The sequence below is a fragment of the Robertkochia marina genome, assembly GCF_004799345.1.
In the GTDB taxonomy this organism is placed as follows: Bacteria; Bacteroidota; Bacteroidia; order Flavobacteriales; family Flavobacteriaceae; genus Robertkochia; species Robertkochia marina.
On sequence record NZ_SSMC01000003.1, the window covers coordinates 77,235 to 98,238 of the forward strand.

Genomic DNA, 21,004 nt, shown 5'->3' on the forward strand with positions numbered 1-21,004 from the left:
TTATTTTTTGGTCATTTCACTTCCCTTATTCTTGTTTGGCTGGTAGAAGTTAGGAGGGAAACCGTTAAGCTGTCTCCATAGTTCAAACCAAATAGGTACATCCTGGAGCATGGCAAAGGTATTAGAACCTGTGCCTACCCGAAGCTCCTCCGGCCATGGATGATCCTCAGGATCGGGAGCTATGAGAATTCGGTATTTTCCGTTTTCACTGATGTAATTTTCAATAGCTACCACGGTACCTCCGTAAGTTCCGTAAGAAACATTGGGCCACCCGGAAAAGATAATGGCAGGCCATCCGTCAAACTGGAGTCGTACCTTTTCTCCCAGGTGCATCAAAGGCAGGTCAATGGGCTCCACAAAGGTCTCTACGGCAATGTCAAAGCCGGAAGGCATGATGGAGACCAATGGGTCACCTTCTTTGATGGTTTCCCCAATTCCTGATTGTAATGCCTTGTTCACAAATCCTGCCTGCGGTGCCAGTACGTAATTAAAGTTACGCCTTACCGCATAGTTGGTGTATTGGTTCTCTAGTTTATTCAAGTCTCCTTCGCCATCAAATTGCATGCTTAAGGCCGTAAACTTATCACTTTCGGCCTTAGATATCTTTTCACCATATTCAGCCTGTAATCTGCCCTGTTCGATCTCTGTATTGATCACCTCATTTCTGCTGGTAAGTAATTTGTTTTCCTGGGAGATCAGTTTGGCCGTTGCCTCCTGAAGCTTCATGCGTTTGTCTTCTACTTCCTGCAGGGGCTTTAAGCCTTCCTTGTTTAACTGATCGGCCCGGTCAAACTGTCGCTGGGCAATAAGCATATTGGTTTTGGAAGCCTCAAGATCAATACTGTCGCTCTCAACCTTCAGGTTGGCCTGGATAAGTTTGTTTCTCAATTGCTCCATTTTTAGTTTACGCTCCTGTTTCAGGTTGGAGATCTGAATGTCTTGAGCCTTTATCTTTTCTTCATAAGAGCGTATACTTGACTTTTTAGCATCGAGCTGGGCCTGGGTTCGCTCCAGAAGGGTGGGGTCAAAATACGTGTCCTTCACCTCAGAAAGGTAAACAATGGTATCTCCCTTTTCTACATGATCACCTTCCCTTACATACCATTCTTCAATTCTTCCGGGAATGACCGAGTGAATGGTTTGAGGTCTTTGTCCCGGAGTAAGTGTAGTAATAAAGCCTTCCCCACGTACGTTCTGTGTCCATGGAAGAAAAAGGATGGCGAACAGGATCAGGAAGAAGGCTCCCAGCAATCGGCTGAAGGTCTTGTGGTGGTCTTTGTGAAATACCTTCTTACTGCAGCGATATGCTGAAATGTCTACCTTATTGCTTAATGGATTACTGGATATATTAAGCATTATTATTATCTTTTATGTTAATGATTTCTCCGTTTTGCATGGTCAATACCCTGCCACAGGTGCGGGTCCAAAGAGGCTCCCTGCTTTCTACCACGATTCCCCACGGACGATCCGGTCCGGTAAGCGCATTGATAATATGCTCTTTTTCCTTCGGCTCGAATTTGTCTAAAGGGTCTGAGAGAATAAGGAGTTTGGGTTTTCTTATAATACTCCTTGCCAGAACGATCTTCTTAGAGATAGTAGAAGATATCTGCATTCCCTCAGGTTTCAATTCGGTGTTCAGCCCTTTAGGTTGGGCTTTTACAAATTCCCTGAGTCCGATGAGATCAATAGCCCATTCAATGTCTTTTTTAGGAATGGAGGTATCGCCAAAGGTCAGGTTTTCCAAAATGGTTCCTTCAAAAGGCGATTCTTCTATGAGTGATTGCCCCAGTAAGGACCTGTAAGCGTTCGGTCGTATGATCTTGCTGTTAGCGTTATTGATATACATGTTTCCTCTGGTGGGCTCGATAAGGCCTGCAATAAGCTTTAACAAGGTTGATTTCCCTGAGCTGCTGACTCCCTGAACGGCTATGAGTTCTTTAGGTTCTATTTCCAGGTTGATGTTCTTGATGATCTCCCGATCTGCGGAAGGTCTGTGGTAGCCAACATCCTCTAAGGATATATGTAATCCCTCGTCATCAGCAATATCAAGTTCACCCTCCTGAAGTTCCAGGTTCTTGTCAACTGCCTGTCCCAGCTTTTCCAGGGAGGTAAGCATGTCGTAAAAGGGCTCCAGGCTCAGGATCAGTTTCTCCACCGAATTGATCACCAATAAAATAATGATCTCGGCAGCTACGAACTGTCCGATGTTCATTTGCTGATTCAATACCAATAATCCTCCCACAACCAGTAAACCAGCCGTTACCAATACCTTAAACCCGATCATTTGGATGAACTGAAGGATCAGGATGCGGAAGTGCCCCTCTCTTGCGTCGAGATATTCATTGGTCAGGTAGTCTGATTTGGACATGGCGAGATTGGTTCTTCCTGATAGTTTAAAGCTTACAATAGAACGTGCTACCTCCTGTATCCAGTGAGCGATCTTGTACTTGTATTTAGATTCTTCAAGACTGGTTGACAATCCTCTCTGGTAGGTAAACTTGAATACCACGTAGATCAGCACGATCAACATCAACCCGTAAACAATAAAGAACGGATGATAAAATGACAGAAGTATCAGGCCGAATAAGATCTGTAAAAATGCGGCCGGAACATCGATCAATAACTTTGATAAGGTTTTCTGAATGGTAAGGGTATCAAAAAACCTGTTGGCAAGCTCAGGGGGGTAATAATCCTCCAGCTCGCTCATTTTTATCTTCGGAAAACGATATGAAAATTCAAACGCAGAGCGGGTAAATATCTTTTGCTGTATGTTCTCAATGATCCTTAATTGCATTAATTGCAATACCCCGGTAAAGGCAACCCCAAGGGTGACCAATACCACCAGTACTACCCAGCTTGTGGTAGTCTGGGCCGCCTGCAGCAGGTTAATGATGGCCTGTATCCCCAGCGGCAGGGTGAGGCTGACCAAACCTGCAAAAATAGCGTAATAGGCAATTTGGTATATATCCTTTTTATCAAGGCTCAGCATGCTTAAAAAGCGCTGCCACGAAGTAATGGTCTTCTTGTATTCTGCCATGGAAGTTATGCGTTGATCTGTGTTAATAATAGGTTTTTGTAAAAAGCAATGATCTCCTCATCACTGCCGCAATCAGTCAGGCTGGGTAAATGCTCCCTGCTGTATTGCTGGTGCAGGGCGCCCTGAATGATGGTGGATATCAAACTCCTCGGGTGTTCGTAATCCTTATCGAGCTCCAGGATCATATCGGCCAATCTCCCAACCAGCCTTTTAAAGGTGGAGAAATATCCCTCCTTATTTTCCTGGTCAACTTCTTTGGTTAAGTATGATTTTGAGAACTCTGCCACTACGATCTTTCCCAGCTTCACCTCGTTGACGTGCGAAAACTGATCATCCTCCTTGGGCGTGCTGGTAACGATCTCTATAGCCAGTTCCAGTTTTCTTTTTGGGTTCTCAATATTGTGAGTGCTAAATACCAGTTTGTACTCCATCCATGACCAATACCAATTGGTGAGATAAACCAAAAGCTGGTGTTTGTTCTCGAAATAACGATATACAGAGCTTTCAGTAGAAGAGATCTGTTGCGCCAGCTTCTTAAAGGTGAAGTGTTCAAACCCGATGTCGTCGATCATTAAGATACTGTGATCGATGATCTTTTTACCGAGCTTAGAAGATTCCGGATCTTTAAGATATATGTTCTCGTTGATCTGGATCTTGAAGTTTGTGAGTATTGGTCTCATTTACTACTAATTTCACTCGCGAATATAATAGTATTACTATTAATTTTAAATCAATTAGTAGATTTTTAACATAAAAAAGCCGCCTAAATTCTTAGGCGGCAGTTTTTTAGGAGCTCAGAACAAATTATTTTTTCATCACTCTTTCCTTGAATTTATCAAATTCAGAGTCGGCTTTTTTCTGAGGCCATTGATTGTTTTCCAGGTTGATATCGGCAGTTTCCTGTTTTGGGTCAACCACTACGCTTTGGATCTCTTTGTTGGAAGGAAGAACGATCTTCACTTCTTTGTCGTTCTTTCTCCAGATCTGAACCGGGTAATTAACCAATTCTTTGCTTCCATCTTCGAAAGTGTATTCAACGATAAGCGGCATTGGAATTCCACCCGGCTTGTTGAAAGTGATCTCGTAGAAGAATTTAGGGATCTCCATACTGTTTCTTGTTGCTGCATCAAAGTTGTCCATCATGTACTCGTTCAATGCTTTGAAACGCTCAGACTCACTCTGTTTTGCAACTTCTTTGGTATACTCTTCGCTGTTGGCGTCGATCAGGTAAACCATTCCTTCAAGGTCAGCATCGCTGTAACCTTTCTGGCTGTACAGGTCTTTGATCTTCTTCGGAGCGGTAGAGGTAACCACAGCTTTGGTGATGTCTTTTACTCCCATATCAACCACTTCGGTAGAATAGAACCAACCTCTCCAGAACCAATCCAGGTCTACTGCAGAAGCATCTTCCATGGTGCGGAAGAAATCTTCGGGAGTAGGGTGCTTAAACATCCATCTTTGCGCATAGGTTTTGAATGCGTGGTCAAAAAGCTCTTTCCCCATCACGGTTTCGCGAAGAATGTTCAGTGCTGTTGCAGGCTTGCTGTAAGCGTTTGGCCCCAGTTGGTAAACATTTTCAGGATTTGACATGATCGGAGAAATGAAATCCTGATTCCCTTTCATGTAAGGAACGATCTTCTTGGGTTCTCCTCTTCTTGAAGGATAGTTGTCGTAACCTTTGATGGCTTCAGGGTGACTTTTACCGAATTCCTGTTCAGCAAGGTATTGCATAAAAGTATCGAGACCTTCGTCCATCCATCCCCACTGACGCTCATCTGAGTTTACGATCATTGGGAAGAAGTTGTGTCCTACCTCGTGAATGATCACAGAGATCATTCCGAATTTTGTACGGTCACTGTATTCACCTTCTGCGTTAGGACGTCCGTAGTTCCAGCAGATCATCGGGTACTCCATTCCCTGGTTTTTGGCGTGTACTGATACAGCTTTTGGGTAAGGGTAGTCAAAGGTGTGTTTTGAATAGGTCTTCAGGGTTTGTATCACAGCCTTTGTAGAGTATTCTTCCCAAAGGGGGTTTCCTTCTTTAGGGTAAAGAGATACGGCCATTACCGTAGAACCGTTGTTCATTTTTACAGCCTGACGTTCCCAGATGAACTTTCGTGAAGTAGAGAATGCAAAGTCTCGTACATTCTCAGCCTTGAAGGTCCAGGTGTTCTTCTTTTTTGAAAATCCTTTTTCGTTCTCAATAGCTTCCTCTTCAGTTACAATGAACACAGGCTTGTCAAAAGAGGTCTTAGAGGCTTCAAATCTTTGATACTGCTCTTTATTCAGAACGTCTTTTGCATTCTGAAGGGTTCCTGTAGCCTCCATGATGTGGTCGGCAGGAACGGTGATGTTTACTTCATAGTTTCCGAATGGAAGGGCAAACTCTCCATTCCCCCAGAACTGATAGTTTTGCCATCCTTCAACGTCATTGTAAACGGCCATTCTTGGAAAGAATTGAGCAATTACGTAGGCGTTATTACCATTCTCTTCAAAATGCTCAAAACCACTTCTGGCTCTGTTTACCACGTGGTTGTTTACATTGTACCACCACTTGATCTCGAAAGAGAAGGTTTCTCCCGGTTGCAGCGGCTGCTTCATGTCAACACGCATCATGGTGTTGTTAATGGTATGGCTGATAGCGTTTCCTTGTGCATCTTTAACATGCTCAATATTGAAACCTCCGTCAAAAGGTTCATTCAGAAAATCTGCAAAACTTGAAGCCTTGACAGTTGTACGAAGTTGCTGTGGATTTTTAAGCAGGGCAGGAGCATCTTTCTTACGGATGTTCTGATCAAGCTGAACCCAAAGGTACTCCAGTACGTCAGGTGAGTTATTTGTATAGGTAATTACTTCTGTACCATAGAGCTTTTGTGTTTCGTCATCCAGCTCAATATTCATTTTGTAATCTGCCTGTTGCTGGTAGTAAGCGTGACCGGGAGCTCCGGCAGCAGTTCTGTACTGGTTTGGGGTGGCAAACTCCTCATAGAGCTGCTTGAATCTGTTGTTGTTAAGGTGGCCTTCAGGAGTTGTTGGCTGTTCCTGCTCTTGTGCCTGCAGGATCCCAAAGGAGGCCATCGTTAAGGCCGCAACAAGAAATTTAGTTTTCTTCATGATGTTTTTAGAGATTTTCGGCGCGAAAAATAACATTTTTTTGATCTTGCCTTTATTGCGTTTAGAAGTTTAACATAGCTTTATAATTTTCACGATGAAGAAGAAAACTCTTCCTCTTGCCGGGAAAATCGAGGTGGATAATGTTCTGCTGTTCTTCGAAAAGATCGTATAAAACCTCGCTCTCTACCCGAATGGAACGGATGGATTCTTTTTCAACTCCCTGAATTTCCAGGTAGCATTTGGTGAGATCAGTGTCGTATTCCTTTCCCAGGAAAACAAAAGAGAGCTGTTCTCCATTAAGGTAAATCCGAAACTTATCATTGAGGTATTTGGAGATGAGATCATTGGAAGAGGCGTGCTCGTTGTCAGACATCAGAGCCGCCTTTACCCCGTAGCGTTCACTGATCAGGCGATCGAGGTCATCGGTAAAATATCTGGATATGATCTGAATTGATCCTGACTCTTCAGAGTAGTTGATATCGGTAACACTTACATAGTATTTGTGAGCTACGAATCCGACCGTCATAAATAGACAGCAAATGAGTAGGGGGAATAATCTCTTCATGTTTATTTTCAAAAACAGGCGGAAAATATTCTTTTTTTATGACTTAAAGTGTTAAAGAGATGGTAAGGTTGTTTTTGGGGATGTAGGGATGGATTATTCGTCTTTGCGAGTTGCCCCACGGGGCAACGTGGCAATCTGCCCAATATTAAACCGGATTAGAAATATAAAATCTTGGTTAAGGCGAGACCGCTGAAATTTGATTTCTTGTGGAGGAGGATGACGATAAACTACTTCAATTAAAAAGCTTTTCTTGAATGAGCTATTGTTCATTTTGCCTTGATGCAACGGCGAAGCCCTCATGAGCACCTCTAGAACAATAATAAATAGGCGAATAAAACGAACCGTAATACTTAACTTTATTTCCCGGCACGCCTTCTGGCTCCCCTGGCTGCCGTCAGGCAGGTTCGCTAAAAACAGCCACAGGCTGTTTTCTTAACGCTCGGCCCTGCTGCATGCTCCGCGCTTCCGCTTGGCTTACATCCTTCGCATCACCTGGCCCCTCACTATGAAAGCTTTAATAAACCTTTCATGACCGTTCGGTCCTGCTGCAAATATTCGTTCCTTCCAAACCAACATCCCAATTTAGATTAACTGAGTTATAATTCTTTCTATGAATTAAAAACCGTCCTCAGGTTCTGGCAGGCCAGGATCCGCTTGATGAAGTTGCTGTGAAAAGCCAGGTGTTGTCTGAGCCACGCTGAAGGTGTGGTGAGCCTGCCTGCGGTAGGCAGGTTCAGCTGGCTTAGGCAGGACTGAGCGTAAAGAAAAGGTCTTGCAGACCTTTTTAGCGATAGAGCCAGCCTGCGCGTGGACATTAGATCAATGGTTTCGGTTTCACTGTGATGTTACTTTTTTACTCACACCCTTTCTATTGTTATAGAGGTGTTCGTGAGCCCTAGCGGGGTTGGGCAATACAAAAAAGTAAGGGCTAATTATCCATGAGAAGTCAAATTTTAGATCCTTCAGCGGTAGTTGCCCCACGGAGCAACGTGGCAATCGGCCCAATATTAAACCGGATTAGAAATATGAAACCTTCGTTCAGGCCAGGATGTTGAACTTTGATTTCTTTTGAAGGGGATGATGGATTGACAATCAAAACAAAAACGGGCTCCTTCACTAAAAACAGCCTCAGGCTGTTTTCTTTACGTTCGGCCCTCTATCCAGGGTGGGGAGCCATTTTTTATTTTACTATTCTTAAAATGCGTCAGTGGTATTTTAGCAAAGTATGTCAGGATAATCTTCTAAATCATATTCAATACCTTCTGGTACTGTAGATGGTTCTAGAATCGAGTTATATCCCCTCCTTTCTAAGGAGGGGTGGCCGAAGGCCGGGGTGGTTAATTCTGCTCAGCGATGATTTCATTGAACTCCTTGCTTTCGTTGATCAGATAATCGATCAGGTGGAATTCCTGGTCTTTTTTCAATAACTCTCTGGGCGGGGTGTTCTCATCGATGTAAAAAAGAAAGGCGTCGATCTTATCCTGGGGAATATTCAGGTCTCGCACAAAAAACTCATCGTCATACACCTGTCGTAAAACCTCAGAAACTTTAACCCCTGACAAGGGGTCTTCTTTTCCTGAATTGGAATTCACCAGGGCTTTGAAAATATTTACAAAGTTGATCCCGTATTGCATGCCTCTGTCCTGCAAGGGTAAAGCCACGTTGTCTACACGGGTTGCCTGGTCAGTGCTATAATCAACCTTTTTGAATTCTTCACCTTTGAGCTCGAGGTATCGTTCTCTGTTCTCGGGGGTAATGATCACTTCGTCAAGCTCTGTTATCTTTTCATCTACGCTAACCACCATTCGGTTCTTTTCAATGATCTCCCGGGTAATGGTAACAGTTTTAAACTGGTAATTGAGGGAGGTGAAAGCGAGTATGTCTCCCTCTTTAACCTCGATCATAAACTCTCCGTTATCATCTGTGGCTGTGGCCGTCTCGGCAGTGATATTGATCACGTTCTCATTAGCCACATTAGTATTAATATACATTACCTTACCACGAATGGGGGTTCTGTCATCCTGAGAATTCATCAGCAGGGGAAAGCAAAGAATGGATATTAGAAAAAAGGTTCTCAACAGGCAGGGATTTTTATTCAAAATAACCATTAATTACGGCTAATCAAAATATTTAACTTTGAATTATACTCTTCATTAAACCGGCCCCGGACTTTCTTCTTAATATGTTTTTAGAAATGAGGCATCGAAAGTAATTTAATGAAATTCCCGACCTTTGGGTTCCTCAGTAAAAATTCTTCTTTATGAAAAACATGGTTGTTGCCAGTACTTCTACGGTTCACGGTTCAGGGTACCTGGAATACCTTCTGCCCGCACTGGAAAAGCTGTTTGAAAATGTGGATACCGTAACCTTTATACCCTATGCAAGGCCCGGGGGTATAGATCATGATGCGTATACTGCGATCGCAGCCAAGGGGCTGGCTGCAATAGGTAAAAAGGTAAGAGGATTACATACTTATCAAACTGCTGAAGAAGGTGTGCTGCGGGCTGAAGCACTCTTTACGGGTGGGGGCAACACGTTCTTACTGGTGCATGAGCTCTACAGGAATGGGGTTATGGAGGTTTTGCGAAAGGCTATTTACCGGGGCCTACCTTATTTAGGAACCAGTGCAGGTTCTAATATAACAGGACTTAGCATGCAAACCACCAACGACATGCCTATCATCTATCCGCCGAGTTTTAAAACCCTCGGAGCCTTGCCATTTAATTTAAATCCGCACTATCTCGACCCCGTAAAAGGTAGTACTCATATGGGAGAAACCAGAGAAACCCGTATAAAGGAATTTCACACGATCAATCATATACCGGTGGTGGGCCTCCGGGAAGGAAGCTGGCTGGAGGTGAAAGGTGATGATGTTTATCTCAGAGGTGATCTTACCGCAAGGATCTTTGAGAAGGATGTTGCCCCTTTTGAGACAGAACCCGGAAAAAAGATCTATTTTGAATCCTGATGGGTCTTTGCTGAATCGGCCACCAGTTGGTTGATCTCGTCGATCTCCTTTTTAGTCAAATGGCGCCATTTTCCTGTAGGTACATCCAGGTTGACATTCATGATGCGAACCCTTTTTAATTTGGTTACCCGATACCCCAGGTATTCACACATTCTTCTGATCTGCCGGTTGAGTCCCTGGGTGAGAATGATCCTGAATTCGTTTCTGCCGGTTTGCTCAACCAAACATTTACGGGTAATCGTGTCAAGAATAGGGATACCGCTTGACATGCGTTTTACAAAGTCCGGGGTCACCGGTTTATTAACCCTAACGATGTATTCTTTCTCGTGATTATTTCTGGCACGGAGGATCTTATTGACAATATCGCCATCATTGGTCAGGAAAATCAGTCCTTCACTGGGTTTGTCAAGTCTGCCGATAGGAAAGATACGTTTAGGGTACTTGATAAAATCGATAATATTATCCTTTTCAACCCTGGTGTCGGTAGTGCAGACAATGCCGACCGGTTTGTTGAAAGCCAGGTATACCGGAGCTTCTTCTGTGTCTGAGATCAATTTGCCGTTGACCCTGATCTCATCTTTGGCGCTGACCTTCAGTCCCATTTCAGGAACCTCGCCATTAACGGTAATACGCCCCTGGGTTATGAGTTTGTCTGCCTCTCTTCTGGAGCAGTATCCAACCTCACTGAGGTATTTGTTGATACGGGTAAGCTGATCTTCCTTCATGGTGACAAAGTTACGTAATAAGCCGGTTTTGAAAGATTGATTTCAGGGCATAAAAAAACCCAACCGAATCGGTTGGGTTTTGAGCGGGAGACGAGATTCGAACTCGCGACATTCAGCTTGGAAGGCTGACGCTCTACCAACTGAGCTACTCCCGCTTATCCGGGGGCAAATATAAATATTACATATCGGTATTACCAAATAAAAAACAGAGAAAAATCACAACGAAAATTATAAAGTATAGAAGTCTCTTTCATTTTCCCTGATTTTCAATTCCTCCGGGAGAAGGGTCGTTGAGCCGGGCTGATGAAAAAAAAGTATATTAGACAGAGTTTTTCAAGACATGAAGGTAATTACAGAAACAGACCGGCTTTATCTGAGGGCGTTTATACTTGACGACAGTGAGCATTTCTTTAAAATGAATGCAGATGAAGCAGTAGTACGTTATACCGGAGATCTTCCCTTTAAAGACGAGGAGGAGGCTTTACATTTTTTGAGTGGTTATAAAGAATACGATAAGTACGGAATAGGGCGTTGGGCAGTGATTCGTAAAGAAGATGAAGCATTTTTAGGTTGGTGTGGTTTGAAATTCCATCCTGAAGAAAGTATTACCGAGGTCGGTTTTCGGTTTTATCAGGAATATTGGGGTGAAGGCTACGCCACTGAGGCCGCAGCTGCAGCTGTCCGGTTTGGATTTACAGATAAAAAGTTCGTGCAAATACACGCCCATGCGCATCGGAATAATAAAGCTTCCATAAGGGTGCTTGAAAAACTGGGGATGCAACCAGTAAAGGATTTTGATTATGATGGTTTGCCGGCAACATTGTTCGTGTTACACAATCCGGATTATGCGCTGAAACCCATTTCTTCGGGTAGTGTTCTGCAGGTAAGACACCCGGTACTAAGGGCCGGGAGACCTGAGGCGGATGCTGTTTTTGAGGGTGATGACGACCCTGATACCTTTCACCTTGGAATGTTCTTTAAGGATGCACTGACCGGAGTAGTAACACTCATGAAGCGCCCACCCGCCCGCCCGTCTTTAATGGAAACAGATTATCAGTTGAGAGGGATGGCGGTTCTGGATGGATTCAGAAGATCGGGCATAGGGAAAGCCCTGGTAACTGAAGCTGAAGATATGGTATCGGAAAAAGGAGGAAAGGGTATTTGGATGAACGCAAGAGAAGCAGCGGCCCACTTTTATGAAACTTTAGGGTACCGCATTACCGGTAACCTTTTTGAGATCAGGAATGTGGGTCCACACTATTTTATGGAAAAATCACTTCAAAAAAAATAAATAGCTTTTATATGAAAAACAGTATCGTGTTGGGCGTGTTGATCATCACCGCCTTATTTCCGATCCGGGCTCAGGAGTATACCCCCGAGGTGCTAACCGGTAAAGTACAGAAAACCATGCAAGATGAATTCTCAGGTTTACAACCGGAAGTGGTCGAGGCTTTTCATAAAATGGCTGCCGCTGCTGCCGAAGAAGGTATAAAACTTAAGATCGTTTCGGGTTTTAGAAGCTATGAGAAGCAGTCTGAAATTTGGAACAATAAATATAAGGAATACCGTAAAGATGGATTAATGCCTCCCGAGGCCGTTCGTAAGATCATAGAATATTCGACCATACCGGGCACTTCGCGACATCATTGGGGTACCGACCTGGATATCATTGATGAAGAACCGGGCATAAAGGAAAAGGTGCTGGACCCTCAAAAGTTCATGGAAGGCGGCCCTTTTCATAAGATGAAACTGTGGATGGATGATCATGCCGCCGACTATGGATTTTTGCTGGTTTACACAGATAATTCAGATCGAAAAGGTTTTCATTATGAGCCCTGGCATTACAGCTATGCGCCCATTTCCAAAAACATGTTGAAAGCCTATCGAGAGCTTAACCTTGTCAAAACCCTGAGGACTTCCCGCTTATTGGGGGGGCAGATCCTGACCGCGTCGTTTATGGAGCAGTATACCAAAGAACAGATTTTGGATATTAATCCGGATCTTATTGATTGATTTTTAGTAATTTACCCTATCTATTTTCCCGAACGCACCATAAAATTCGTTAAGGTATGAGAACCAGGGTAGGCTTTAGATTCATGATTGGAGTGGTAATCGTTCTTTTTGCGGTGGTGCAATACTGCGCTTCCTCTGATACCAATCCTTACACAGGAAAAAAACAGCATATTACCATGACCCCTGATCAGGAGGTGGCACTCGGACTTGAAAGTGCTCCGGCCATGGCAGAACAGTTCGGGGGGCTTTATCCTGATACCAAGGCCCAGGCACTTGTTGATGCCACAGGGCAGCGCCTGGTTAATAATTCTGTTGCCCGCGAAACTCCTTACCAATTTGATTTTCATCTTTTGGCAGATCCTAACACCATTAATGCTTTTGCCCTTCCGGGAGGCCAGATCTTTATTACCTATGGGCTGTTCTCCAAATTGGAATCAGAAGGGCAGCTTGCCGGGGTGCTCGGTCATGAGATCGGTCATGTGGTGGGCAGGCATAGTGCCGACCAGATGTCAAAGCAAGGCCTTACCCAGGGTATCCTTGGCGGTATTGCTGTGGGTTCAGAAAGTATGACCACCACGGCCATCGCGGCAATGGTTGCACGGACACTGAATATGAAATATGGCAGAGATGATGAACTGGAAAGTGATGACCTGGGTGTGCGGTTTATGATCAGATCAGGTTACGATCCTTACGAAATGATTGGGGTGCAGGAAATTCTTAAGGAAGCAGCAGGCCCCAATAGAGTGCCTGAATTTCAAAGTACCCATCCTGACCCTGATAACCGCATAGCCCGTATCAGGGAAGCCATCGATAAATACACTTCTAAATACTAAAATCTCTTCATCTTTAAATCTTACATTTCATCGGTTTTCTGTAGGAATTTTTTGGCTTTCGTTTACTTTTGATTTAACGAGAAAAAAAGAGTGCCCCTACATTCTTACACCGTTTTAACAGCACATGAATTTATCTGCATGCTTGGGATTTCAGCCCTGAAATCTAGCCATAATGACCTTTAAAGCTTAAGGTACCATTGTTTAACTAAGTTTTAAAAGCGCATTTATGACAACATTTTTACTATTAAAAGATCTTTACCAGACAGCATTTGAAGAATTGAATAACCGCTTTGCGGCCATCTTCTTTAAGTTTATGAGTGTAGTAAGTTTTATAGGACTTTTTATTGTTCTTTACGCATTCATTTACAGGTTAGCCACAGGCTTTCCGTTTTAATCATTAATTATGGATTCATAAAAAAAACCCGGGCAGTGCCCGGGTTTTTTTGCTAATTCAATTCTTAATTCAAAGTTGATCACGCCTTCGCTAAAACTTTTTTGGCTTCTTTGGCGTTTGAGAGTTCTGCATACTTAATAGCAGTAATTTTTAACCTGGAGTCTTTAAGATCCTTATCGGCACCATTTTTTAGAAGCAGGTTGATGATTTCTACCCTGTTGTACTTGGCCGCATACATTAAAGGAGTCATACCTCTTGAACGGGCATTGACATCGGCTCCGAGATCGATAAGCTTTTTAACCATTTCTATATCTCCCTTGGCAATGGCAAAGCAAAAAGGAGAAAGGTTGTAAGAACCTGATTCGGTGATAGCTGTTGGAATTTCATTGGTTTCAGGCGTAGTGTTCATTGCCTGGGTGGTGGTGACTGCTAATAATAAAGCAGCGATTACTGTTAACGTTTTCATGATTGATGAATATTTATTGATTATATCTAAAAGACGCCCCGAGAATTCTATTGTTTCAGTAAAAAATCATATTAACGTAGATTTAACGTTGTCAATCAACTTGTTATCAAAGTTTTAAGATTTGACATGACTTCACCTTTTTTGATCGTTCAGCCCTTTAGTAAAGGCATGCTGAGGTTTTCAGAACTGCGGGGAGAGTAGTATCTTTGGATTCTACAGAATACGTACTTATGAATAAGAAAACTTTACTGATGATCCTTGATGGATGGGGCATCTCTCCGGATAAATCTGTTTCTGCCATTGAGAAAGCCAATACACCTTTTATTGATAGTCTTTATGATAAATATCCCAATGCTACCCTGCGTACCGACGGACTCAATGTAGGGTTGCCGGAAGGACAAATGGGAAACAGTGAGGTAGGTCACATGAATCTTGGAGCCGGAAGAGTGGTGTACCAGGATCTGGCGAAGATCAATCTTGCTGTTAAAAATGAGAGCCTTGCTCAGGAGAAGGAGATCAGAGAAGCATTTGCCTATGCTTTGGATAATAAGAAAAAGGTTCATTTGATCGGACTGGTGAGCAATGGAGGGGTACACTCTCATATAGATCATTTAAAAGGTCTTATGGATGCAGCCTATGCGGCCGGTTTAGAAGACCAGGTGTACATTCATGCTTTTACCGATGGTCGAGATGTTGATCCGCAAAGTGGTAAAGGGTTTATAGACGATCTGCTTGGGCATTGTGCTGAAACCCACTGCCGTGTGGCATCTGTGATCGGAAGATACTATGCTATGGACCGGGATAAGCGCTGGGAGCGGGTAAAACTGGCCTATGATCTGATGGTTTATGGCAAGGGTGCTCCGCACAAGAATGCTCTGGAGGCCATTCAGGAAAGTTACGACAACGGGGTAACCGATGAATTTATCAAGCCTATAGTAATTCACGATAACAACGACCAACCCATAGCCCGGATCGAGGATGGAGATGTGGTGTTCTGCTTTAATTTCAGAACCGACCGCGGCCGACAAATTACCATGGCCCTCACCCAACAGGATTACCACGAGCAGAATATGCATAAGATGGATCTGTATTACGTGACCATGACCAATTATGATGATACCTTTAAGAACATCAGGGTCGTATACGATAAAGATAACATTGCTAACACGCTGGGCGAAACACTGGCGAATGCAGGTAAGAAACAGATTAGAATAGCCGAGACCGAAAAATATCCTCACGTTACCTTCTTCTTCAACGGGGGCAGGGAAGAACCTTACGAAGGTGAGGAGAGAATATTGTGCCCTTCACCCAAGGTGGCTACTTATGATCTTCAACCCGAAATGAGCGCTTTCGAGATCAGAGATAAGATCATTCCCGAGATCAAAAAAGGTGATGTTGATTTTATCTGTTTGAATTTCGCTAATCCTGATATGGTGGGTCATACCGGGGTGATGGAGGCCGCAGTCAAGGCTTGTGAAACGGTTGATACCTGTGCCGAAGAGGTGGTAAATGCTGCTTTAAAAAATGGTTTTGCCACCCTGATCATTGCCGATCACGGAAATTGTGATACCATGGTGAACCCCGATGGTTCTCCCAATACAGCTCATACCACCAACCCTGTTCCTTTCATACTGGTTGACAATGATGTGAAGCAGGTTAAAGACGGAATTTTAGGAGATATAGCACCTACCATTCTCGATCTGATGGGGCTCGAGCAGCCTGAGGATATGACATGTAAATCGCTAATCTAACAGGCCTATGAACAATTTGGTTATTTTACTTGCCGCCCTGTTTCTTGCAGGACACGGAGATCGAAAAAAAAGAGAAACCTCAAAGGCTGAAATAACTATTGAGGTGACTGAAATGGTCAGTGCGCCACAGGATACGATGCTTTTAGGCTTACAGAAAAGGAAGGTACTTGAGCAAGCTCCATATTCTTCATGGTATAAGAGGAATTACAAGGAGTATAAGCCCGATCCTGAAATGGTAGGGAAGCTAAAGCCACTAATCGGAGACGTTGAGGTCGCTATATTTATGGGCGCCTGGTGTCACGACAGTAAAAGGGAGGTGCCTGCTTTGTATAAGCTTTTAGATGCCCTTGATTTTCCTGAAGAAAAGGTGGCGCTGATCTTTCTTGATCGGGATAAAGAGACCCCTGACCACCTGGAAGAAGGACTTGAGATCAATAATTCTCCTACCATGATCTTCAAAAGAAATGGAAAGGAGTTGAATCGGATCGTGGAATTCCCGATGGAATCCATGGAGGAGGATATGTATAAGATCCTAAGCGGGCAGGAGTACAAGCATGCCTATGATTGGTAGCAGCCGCTGACGGATTTTATTTTAACTGGGATCATCTTGAAGGGTCAGTTCGAGTGCCACGCTGAAAGCGTGGTGTATCGAGAACAATTCAGGATCAAAAACCTCTCGATACGATCTCGTAGAGCAGGATCACTTGAGGTGACTACAGTTATCTCTCTCCAACTCAAATCCCGATTTCAAAATCCTCGTAATGCCGAACTTTTCTTGTGTATATTTGTAGTCTGAAATGCCCCGGGAGTCAACCCGGTATAACGACTTAATTGTTGCATCTATGTTTTTATTTATTAGCGGAGGAGAGATCGTATTTATACTGTTTATCGTGGTCATGGTATTTGGAGCTGATAAGTTGCCTGAAATTGCCAGAGGCCTTGGTAAGGGCATGCGCCAGTTAAAGGATGCAACCAATGAAGTAAAAAGAGAGATACAGCGAAGTGCCGAAGAGCATGGTGTGGATACAGACTTTACAAAAGACATCAAAGAATCTGTAGATGAGGTTAAAGATGACCTTGAACAATTCACGGGCTCTGTTAAACGCAAGCTTTAATGTTCGAACAATTTTTGGAATACGACAGAGACCTGCTGGTATATCTGAATAATCTGGGCATTGAGCGCTACGATGTGATGTGGCAAACTATTACCAAAACCGCATTTTGGATTCCCCTTTATATAACTTTTATTTACCTCATAAGGGAGGCCTGGAAAAACAAGGCTCCGTGGATAGGGCAGTTAACTGCAGTGGCAACCCTTGGGTTCACTATGCTGCTTACCGTGTTGGTGAAACTTTGGGTATCCAGAATACGCCCCAGCGGAGAAGCTGAATTCAGTAAGCTGTTGAGGGTGCTGGCAGAATCTGAAACCTACAGCTTTTTCTCAGGCCATGCAGCCAACTCATTTGCACTCACCACCGTCGTGGTGCTGCTTGTACAGCAACGTTTTCCATGGGCCGTACTGTTTTTTATCTGGCCGCTGGCTTTTAGTTTTAGCCGTATTTATGTGGGGGTGCATTATCCTTCCGATATCCTGGTAGGTACCCTTGTAGGCTTACTGATCGGTATGGCAGGCTACAGGATACATAATATGGTGCGTAAAAAGAGAGAACCGGCATTGCCCGCCTAGAGTACTCTTGTGAGGGTTAGTCCATCACGAATAGGCAGAAGTACCGTTTCTACACGTGGGTCTTCATTGATCAGTTTGTTGTATTCCAGTAAAGCATTTGTCTGCTTATCGTTCGCCTTGACCTCTTCCAGAACCTTCCCACTCCATAAAACATTGTCGGTCAGAATTACCCCTCCTTTAGCCATTTTATCAATGATGAGGTTAAAATAGGTCGGGTAATTTACTTTGTCGGCATCGATAAAAACAAGGTCAAATCCATCGTCCAGGTCAGGAATGATCTCAAGAGCATCCCCGGTATGCTGCACGATTCGTTCGCCCCAACCGCTCAGATCAAAATATTTGCGCTGAAGTTCGTGTAACTCTTCGTTAATATCAATGGTATGAATGGTGCCCTCGGGGTGTAACCCTTCTGCAAGACAGATAGCCGAATATCCGGTGTAGGTACCTATCTCCAGGACATACTTCGGATTGATGAGCTTAGAAAGCATGCTGAGAACCCTGCCTTGAAAATGACCGCTTATCATACGGGGTTGTAAAACCTTCAGGTGGGTTTCCCTGGTAAGCTTTTGCAGAATGGCAGGCTCCTGTTGAGAGTGCTTCTCGACGTATTCTTCCAGTGCTTTGGGAATAAAATGCATCAATGATTATTTTCTGCAAAGTTAAGACCTCTTGGCCATAAGTCATAGTCTTATTGTCAGGGAGTATTCGTTGGTGGATTGTAGGCTTGAAACCTGTACAAATTTGTATTTTTAGGGCCTAATAAAATTCTATGCAGTTGAAAAATACATTGGCTTTTGCCAAAGAAATGGATAAGGCGGACCCCCTTGGTAAGTACAGGTCAGAATTTATAATACCCGAAATGAATGGCAAACCTGTGATCTACTTTACAGGAAATTCATTGGGATTGCAGCCCAGGCGTACCTCCAATTTCGTTAACGAGATCATGAGCGATTGGGCCAGTCTGGGGGTAGAAGGTCATTTCAAGGCAGATAAACCCTGGTGGGACTATCATGAAAGGCTGGCAGCACCCCTGGCAAAGATCGTGGGAGCAAAGACCGGGGAGGTGACGGTAATGAATACCTTAACGGTAAACTTACACCTGCTCATGGTCTCCTTTTACCGTCCTGAAAAAGGAAAGTTCAAGATACTGTGTGAAGAGAAGGCCTTTCCTTCTGATCAATATATGTTGAAGAGCCAGGTACGCTTTCATGGTTTCGATCCGGAAGAGGCCTTGGTGGAGGTTAAGAAACGAGAGGGAGAACATCAGTGGCAGACGGAAGATTTTCTTGATGCCATCGAGGAGCATAAAGATGAATTAGCCCTGGTTCTTATCGGCGGGGTGAACTATTATAACGGCCAGGTGATGGATATGGCTGCAATAACCCGAAAGGCCCGGGAACACGGTATTACTGTCGGGTGGGACCTTGCTCATGCCGCCGGTAATATTGATTTACAGCTGCACGACTGGGATGTTGACTTTGCGGCCTGGTGCAGTTATAAATATATGAATAGCGGACCCGGTAACCTGTCCGGAGTTTTTGTTCACGAACGTTACCACAATCGTACTGATATTCCCAGGTTTGAAGGATGGTGGGGTACGAAAAAGGAAACGAGGTTTTTAATGAAGCCCGAATTTGAGCCTATGCCCAATGCTGAAGCCTGGCAATTAAGTAATGCCCCGGTGATTTCTATGGCGCCCTACCTGGCATCTTTAACCATGTTTGAAGAGGTGAGTATGAAGGCACTTCGCGCAAAAAGTGAAAAGTTAACCGGGTACCTCGAATTTATTCTGAAGGAGGTAGAACGGGAGGTAGGAGGTAATTTTGAGATCATTACTCCAAAAAATGCCAGAGGGTGTCAGCTTTCGGTGCTGTTGCACGGAGAAGGGAAAACCCTCTTCGACTACCTGATGAGTCAAGGAGTGGTGCCGGACTGGAGAGAGCCAAATGTGATCAGACTGGCTCCTGTACCTTTCTACAATTCTTTTGAAGATATGTTCAGGTTTGGCGAGATTCTTAAGAAAGGAATTCTTAAATAATAAGGAAAACCCCGGTGATCTCCGGGGTTTTATTTTAAGACCCGGCAAGGTTTAATGATGGCAGAGCTGTTCAATGGAGCATTCAAAGTGAAAAACTTCGGGAGATTCCTGAGGATATCTGATCCAGCCGGTTTTATGATATTTTGTCTGTTTTTCCGTTCGTATGTGAACGAATATTCAGGGGGAGGCTTAATTTAGATCATTCATCGGCATGAGATCGTTAACACTTATACTTACTAACAGGCTTTATTTTGGGGCTTCCTGGGTATTTGCCTCTTTGAATATCCTGATCGGTACCTGGGCTATTTATATTCCTACCGTGGCTGAGAAGCTTGGATTAGGTGAAGGCGCCCTTGGGGTATCATTATTTTTCTTTGCCCTGGGAACTCTTATAAGTATTCCGATGGCCCCGTTGATCATAAAGCAACTGGGAGTTGGCCGGGTAACCATTGTCAGCGTGGTCTTCTTTTGTGTAGCTGCCGTTTTTCCGTTGCTGGCTTCTTCTCATTTCCTGCTCTCCCTTGCATTGTTTATGGTGGGGGCCACCTCGGGGGTAACAGATATCGCTATGAATACCCTGGTTTCTGAGATAGAAAGTGTTAAAAAGGTCAAGATCATGTCGGCTGCCCATGGGTTTTTCAGTCTTGGAGGCGTTATTGGAGCCGGTATCGGCAGCCTTCTCATTGCCGCCATTGCATCTCCCTGGATACATATGGCCATGGTAGCAGGGGTGACCCTGGTAGTTAACCTGCTGTTAGCGCGATACTACATCAACTGGCGATCTGCAACAAAAGAGAAAACCTCCTTCAGTTTTCGGTCAATGAGACCCTTATTTGCCTTAGGACTCATTTCCTTTATTATGATGGCCAGTGAGGGTGCAGTGGTAGACTGGAGTGGCCTCTACCTTGAAAAGGTTACCATGGCAGGATCTGCCCTTCTTATAGGTATGGGGTATACCGTGTTTTCTGTAACAATGACCCTGGGGCGATTTTTGGGAGATCAGATAAGTCATCGATTAGGGTCTTACCCCATCATAATTACGGGACTCATTCTGGGTGCCACAGCCTATCTCGTGATATTAACCGGGAATACCATGGCGGCTATCATCGGTTTTGGCATATTAGGATTAGGCTTTTCTGTGATCATCCCCGAATTATTCCGTCTGGGGGGTAACGTATCAGAAATGAGTGCTGCCCGTGGCATATCTTTTATAGCAGGAACAGGATATGCCGGTTTTTTAACCGGGCCGGTCGTTCTTGGCTTCCTCGCGCAATGGTCTTCTTTAAAGACCAGTTATATCTTGCTGCTCGGGGCAGCCTTATTTGCCTTGGTCATCGCCTGGTATAGTCGTAAACAGGGAAACAGGTGAACGGGTAAACGGGTAAGCAGGTAAACGGGTAAACAGGTAAAAAA

20 protein-coding genes and 1 tRNA gene are annotated in these 21,004 nt (G+C 44.0%); 11 read left to right on the plus strand and 10 right to left on the minus strand.

Annotation, left to right across the window (positions count from 1 at the left end; all coding sequences use genetic code 11):
* The 6 genes from E7Z59_RS10925 to E7Z59_RS10950 form a co-directional block, all read right to left on the minus strand.
* Complete coding sequence (locus E7Z59_RS10925) at window positions 1-1,356, minus strand: HlyD family secretion protein (protein ID WP_136336392.1); 1,356 nt, start codon at window positions 1,354-1,356, stop codon at window positions 1-3.
* The gene (locus E7Z59_RS10930; RefSeq protein ID WP_136336393.1) at window positions 1,349-3,037 is read right to left on the minus strand and encodes a peptidase domain-containing ABC transporter; all 1,689 of its coding nucleotides are present in this window, start codon (window positions 3,035-3,037) and stop codon (window positions 1,349-1,351) included. Before E7Z59_RS10930 ends, E7Z59_RS10925 begins: the two co-directional genes overlap by 8 nt.
* A gap of 5 nt (window positions 3,038-3,042) precedes the next feature.
* Complete coding sequence (locus E7Z59_RS10935; protein WP_136336394.1) at window positions 3,043-3,717, minus strand: TetR/AcrR family transcriptional regulator; 675 nt, start codon at window positions 3,715-3,717, stop codon at window positions 3,043-3,045.
* Window positions 3,718-3,841: 124 nt separating this feature from the next.
* Window positions 3,842-6,151 carry a M1 family metallopeptidase gene (locus tag E7Z59_RS10940; RefSeq protein WP_136336395.1) on the minus strand — a complete coding sequence of 770 codons (2,310 nt, stop codon included), beginning with the start codon at window positions 6,149-6,151 and terminating at the stop codon, window positions 3,842-3,844.
* Window positions 6,152-6,212: 61 nt separating this feature from the next.
* Entirely contained in the window at window positions 6,213-6,677 is a 465-nt protein-coding gene (locus E7Z59_RS10945) for a DUF6702 family protein (RefSeq protein WP_143969438.1), read from the minus strand.
* A 1,376-nt stretch (window positions 6,678-8,053) separates the two neighbouring features.
* Window positions 8,054-8,794, minus strand: a complete 741-nt coding sequence (locus E7Z59_RS10950; RefSeq protein WP_242015690.1) for a carboxypeptidase-like regulatory domain-containing protein — start codon at window positions 8,792-8,794, stop codon at window positions 8,054-8,056.
* Window positions 8,795-8,976: 182 nt separating this feature from the next.
* On the opposite strand from E7Z59_RS10950, the gene pepE reads away from it, so the two are divergent.
* Entirely contained in the window at window positions 8,977-9,684 is a 708-nt protein-coding gene (gene pepE, locus E7Z59_RS10955) for a dipeptidase PepE (protein WP_136336398.1), read from the plus strand.
* Here pepE and rluF read toward each other — a convergent pair.
* Both rluF and E7Z59_RS10965 read right to left on the minus strand, forming a co-directional pair.
* Window positions 9,669-10,409, minus strand: coding sequence for a 23S rRNA pseudouridine(2604) synthase RluF (rluF, locus tag E7Z59_RS10960; RefSeq protein WP_136336399.1), 741 nt, complete (start codon window positions 10,407-10,409; stop codon window positions 9,669-9,671). The genes pepE and rluF overlap by 16 nt on opposite strands.
* Window positions 10,410-10,491: 82 nt before the next feature.
* Window positions 10,492-10,564, minus strand: a tRNA-Gly gene (locus E7Z59_RS10965).
* A gap of 185 nt (window positions 10,565-10,749) precedes the next feature.
* Between E7Z59_RS10965 and E7Z59_RS10970 the strand changes: the two genes are divergently transcribed.
* The 4 genes from E7Z59_RS10970 (at window position 10,750) to E7Z59_RS15305 (ending at window position 13,649) form a co-directional block, all read left to right on the plus strand.
* Window positions 10,750-11,700 (plus strand): GNAT family N-acetyltransferase, encoded by a 951-nt coding sequence (locus E7Z59_RS10970; protein WP_136336400.1) that lies wholly within the window; start codon window positions 10,750-10,752, stop codon window positions 11,698-11,700.
* Between the two features lie 11 nt (window positions 11,701-11,711).
* On the plus strand, window positions 11,712-12,422 hold the full coding sequence (locus tag E7Z59_RS10975) for a M15 family metallopeptidase (RefSeq protein WP_136336401.1): 711 nt from the start codon (window positions 11,712-11,714) through the stop codon (window positions 12,420-12,422).
* Window positions 12,423-12,478: 56 nt separating this feature from the next.
* Window positions 12,479-13,255 carry a M48 family metalloprotease gene (locus E7Z59_RS10980; protein ID WP_136336402.1) on the plus strand — a complete coding sequence of 259 codons (777 nt, stop codon included), beginning with the start codon at window positions 12,479-12,481 and terminating at the stop codon, window positions 13,253-13,255.
* A gap of 226 nt (window positions 13,256-13,481) precedes the next feature.
* The gene (locus E7Z59_RS15305) at window positions 13,482-13,649 is read left to right on the plus strand and encodes a DUF6747 family protein (protein ID WP_168731291.1); all 168 of its coding nucleotides are present in this window, start codon (window positions 13,482-13,484) and stop codon (window positions 13,647-13,649) included.
* A 79-nt stretch (window positions 13,650-13,728) separates the two neighbouring features.
* Here the strand turns inward: E7Z59_RS15305 and E7Z59_RS10985 are convergent, their stop codons facing one another.
* Window positions 13,729-14,115 (minus strand): ankyrin repeat domain-containing protein, encoded by a 387-nt coding sequence (locus E7Z59_RS10985; RefSeq protein ID WP_136336403.1) that lies wholly within the window; start codon window positions 14,113-14,115, stop codon window positions 13,729-13,731.
* Window positions 14,116-14,345: 230 nt separating this feature from the next.
* Between E7Z59_RS10985 and gpmI the strand changes: the two genes are divergently transcribed.
* The 4 genes from gpmI to E7Z59_RS11005 all read left to right on the plus strand — a co-directional run bounded on the left by gpmI (window position 14,346) and on the right by E7Z59_RS11005 (window position 17,553).
* Complete coding sequence (gpmI, locus tag E7Z59_RS10990; RefSeq protein WP_136336404.1) at window positions 14,346-15,866, plus strand: 2,3-bisphosphoglycerate-independent phosphoglycerate mutase; 1,521 nt, start codon at window positions 14,346-14,348, stop codon at window positions 15,864-15,866.
* A 7-nt stretch (window positions 15,867-15,873) separates the two neighbouring features.
* Complete coding sequence (locus E7Z59_RS10995) at window positions 15,874-16,437, plus strand: thioredoxin family protein (RefSeq protein WP_136336405.1); 564 nt, start codon at window positions 15,874-15,876, stop codon at window positions 16,435-16,437.
* 271 nt (window positions 16,438-16,708) lie between these two features.
* The gene (locus E7Z59_RS11000; protein WP_136336406.1) at window positions 16,709-16,981 is read left to right on the plus strand and encodes a Sec-independent protein translocase subunit TatA/TatB; all 273 of its coding nucleotides are present in this window, start codon (window positions 16,709-16,711) and stop codon (window positions 16,979-16,981) included.
* Complete coding sequence (locus tag E7Z59_RS11005) at window positions 16,981-17,553, plus strand: phosphatase PAP2 family protein (RefSeq protein ID WP_136336407.1); 573 nt, start codon at window positions 16,981-16,983, stop codon at window positions 17,551-17,553. Before E7Z59_RS11000 ends, E7Z59_RS11005 begins: the two co-directional genes overlap by 1 nt.
* Here E7Z59_RS11005 and E7Z59_RS11010 read toward each other — a convergent pair.
* Window positions 17,550-18,191 (minus strand): O-methyltransferase, encoded by a 642-nt coding sequence (locus E7Z59_RS11010; protein WP_136336408.1) that lies wholly within the window; start codon window positions 18,189-18,191, stop codon window positions 17,550-17,552. The two genes, E7Z59_RS11005 and E7Z59_RS11010, sit on opposite strands and share 4 nt — an antisense overlap.
* Window positions 18,192-18,322: 131 nt before the next feature.
* Between E7Z59_RS11010 and kynU the strand changes: the two genes are divergently transcribed.
* A complete protein-coding gene (gene kynU, locus E7Z59_RS11015) occupies window positions 18,323-19,591 on the plus strand; it encodes a kynureninase (RefSeq protein ID WP_136336409.1) in 1,269 nt (422 codons plus the stop codon).
* A gap of 211 nt (window positions 19,592-19,802) precedes the next feature.
* Window positions 19,803-20,960 carry an MFS transporter gene (locus E7Z59_RS11020; protein WP_136336410.1) on the plus strand — a complete coding sequence of 386 codons (1,158 nt, stop codon included), beginning with the start codon at window positions 19,803-19,805 and terminating at the stop codon, window positions 20,958-20,960.
* The last annotated feature ends 44 nt before the right edge of the window (window positions 20,961-21,004 follow it).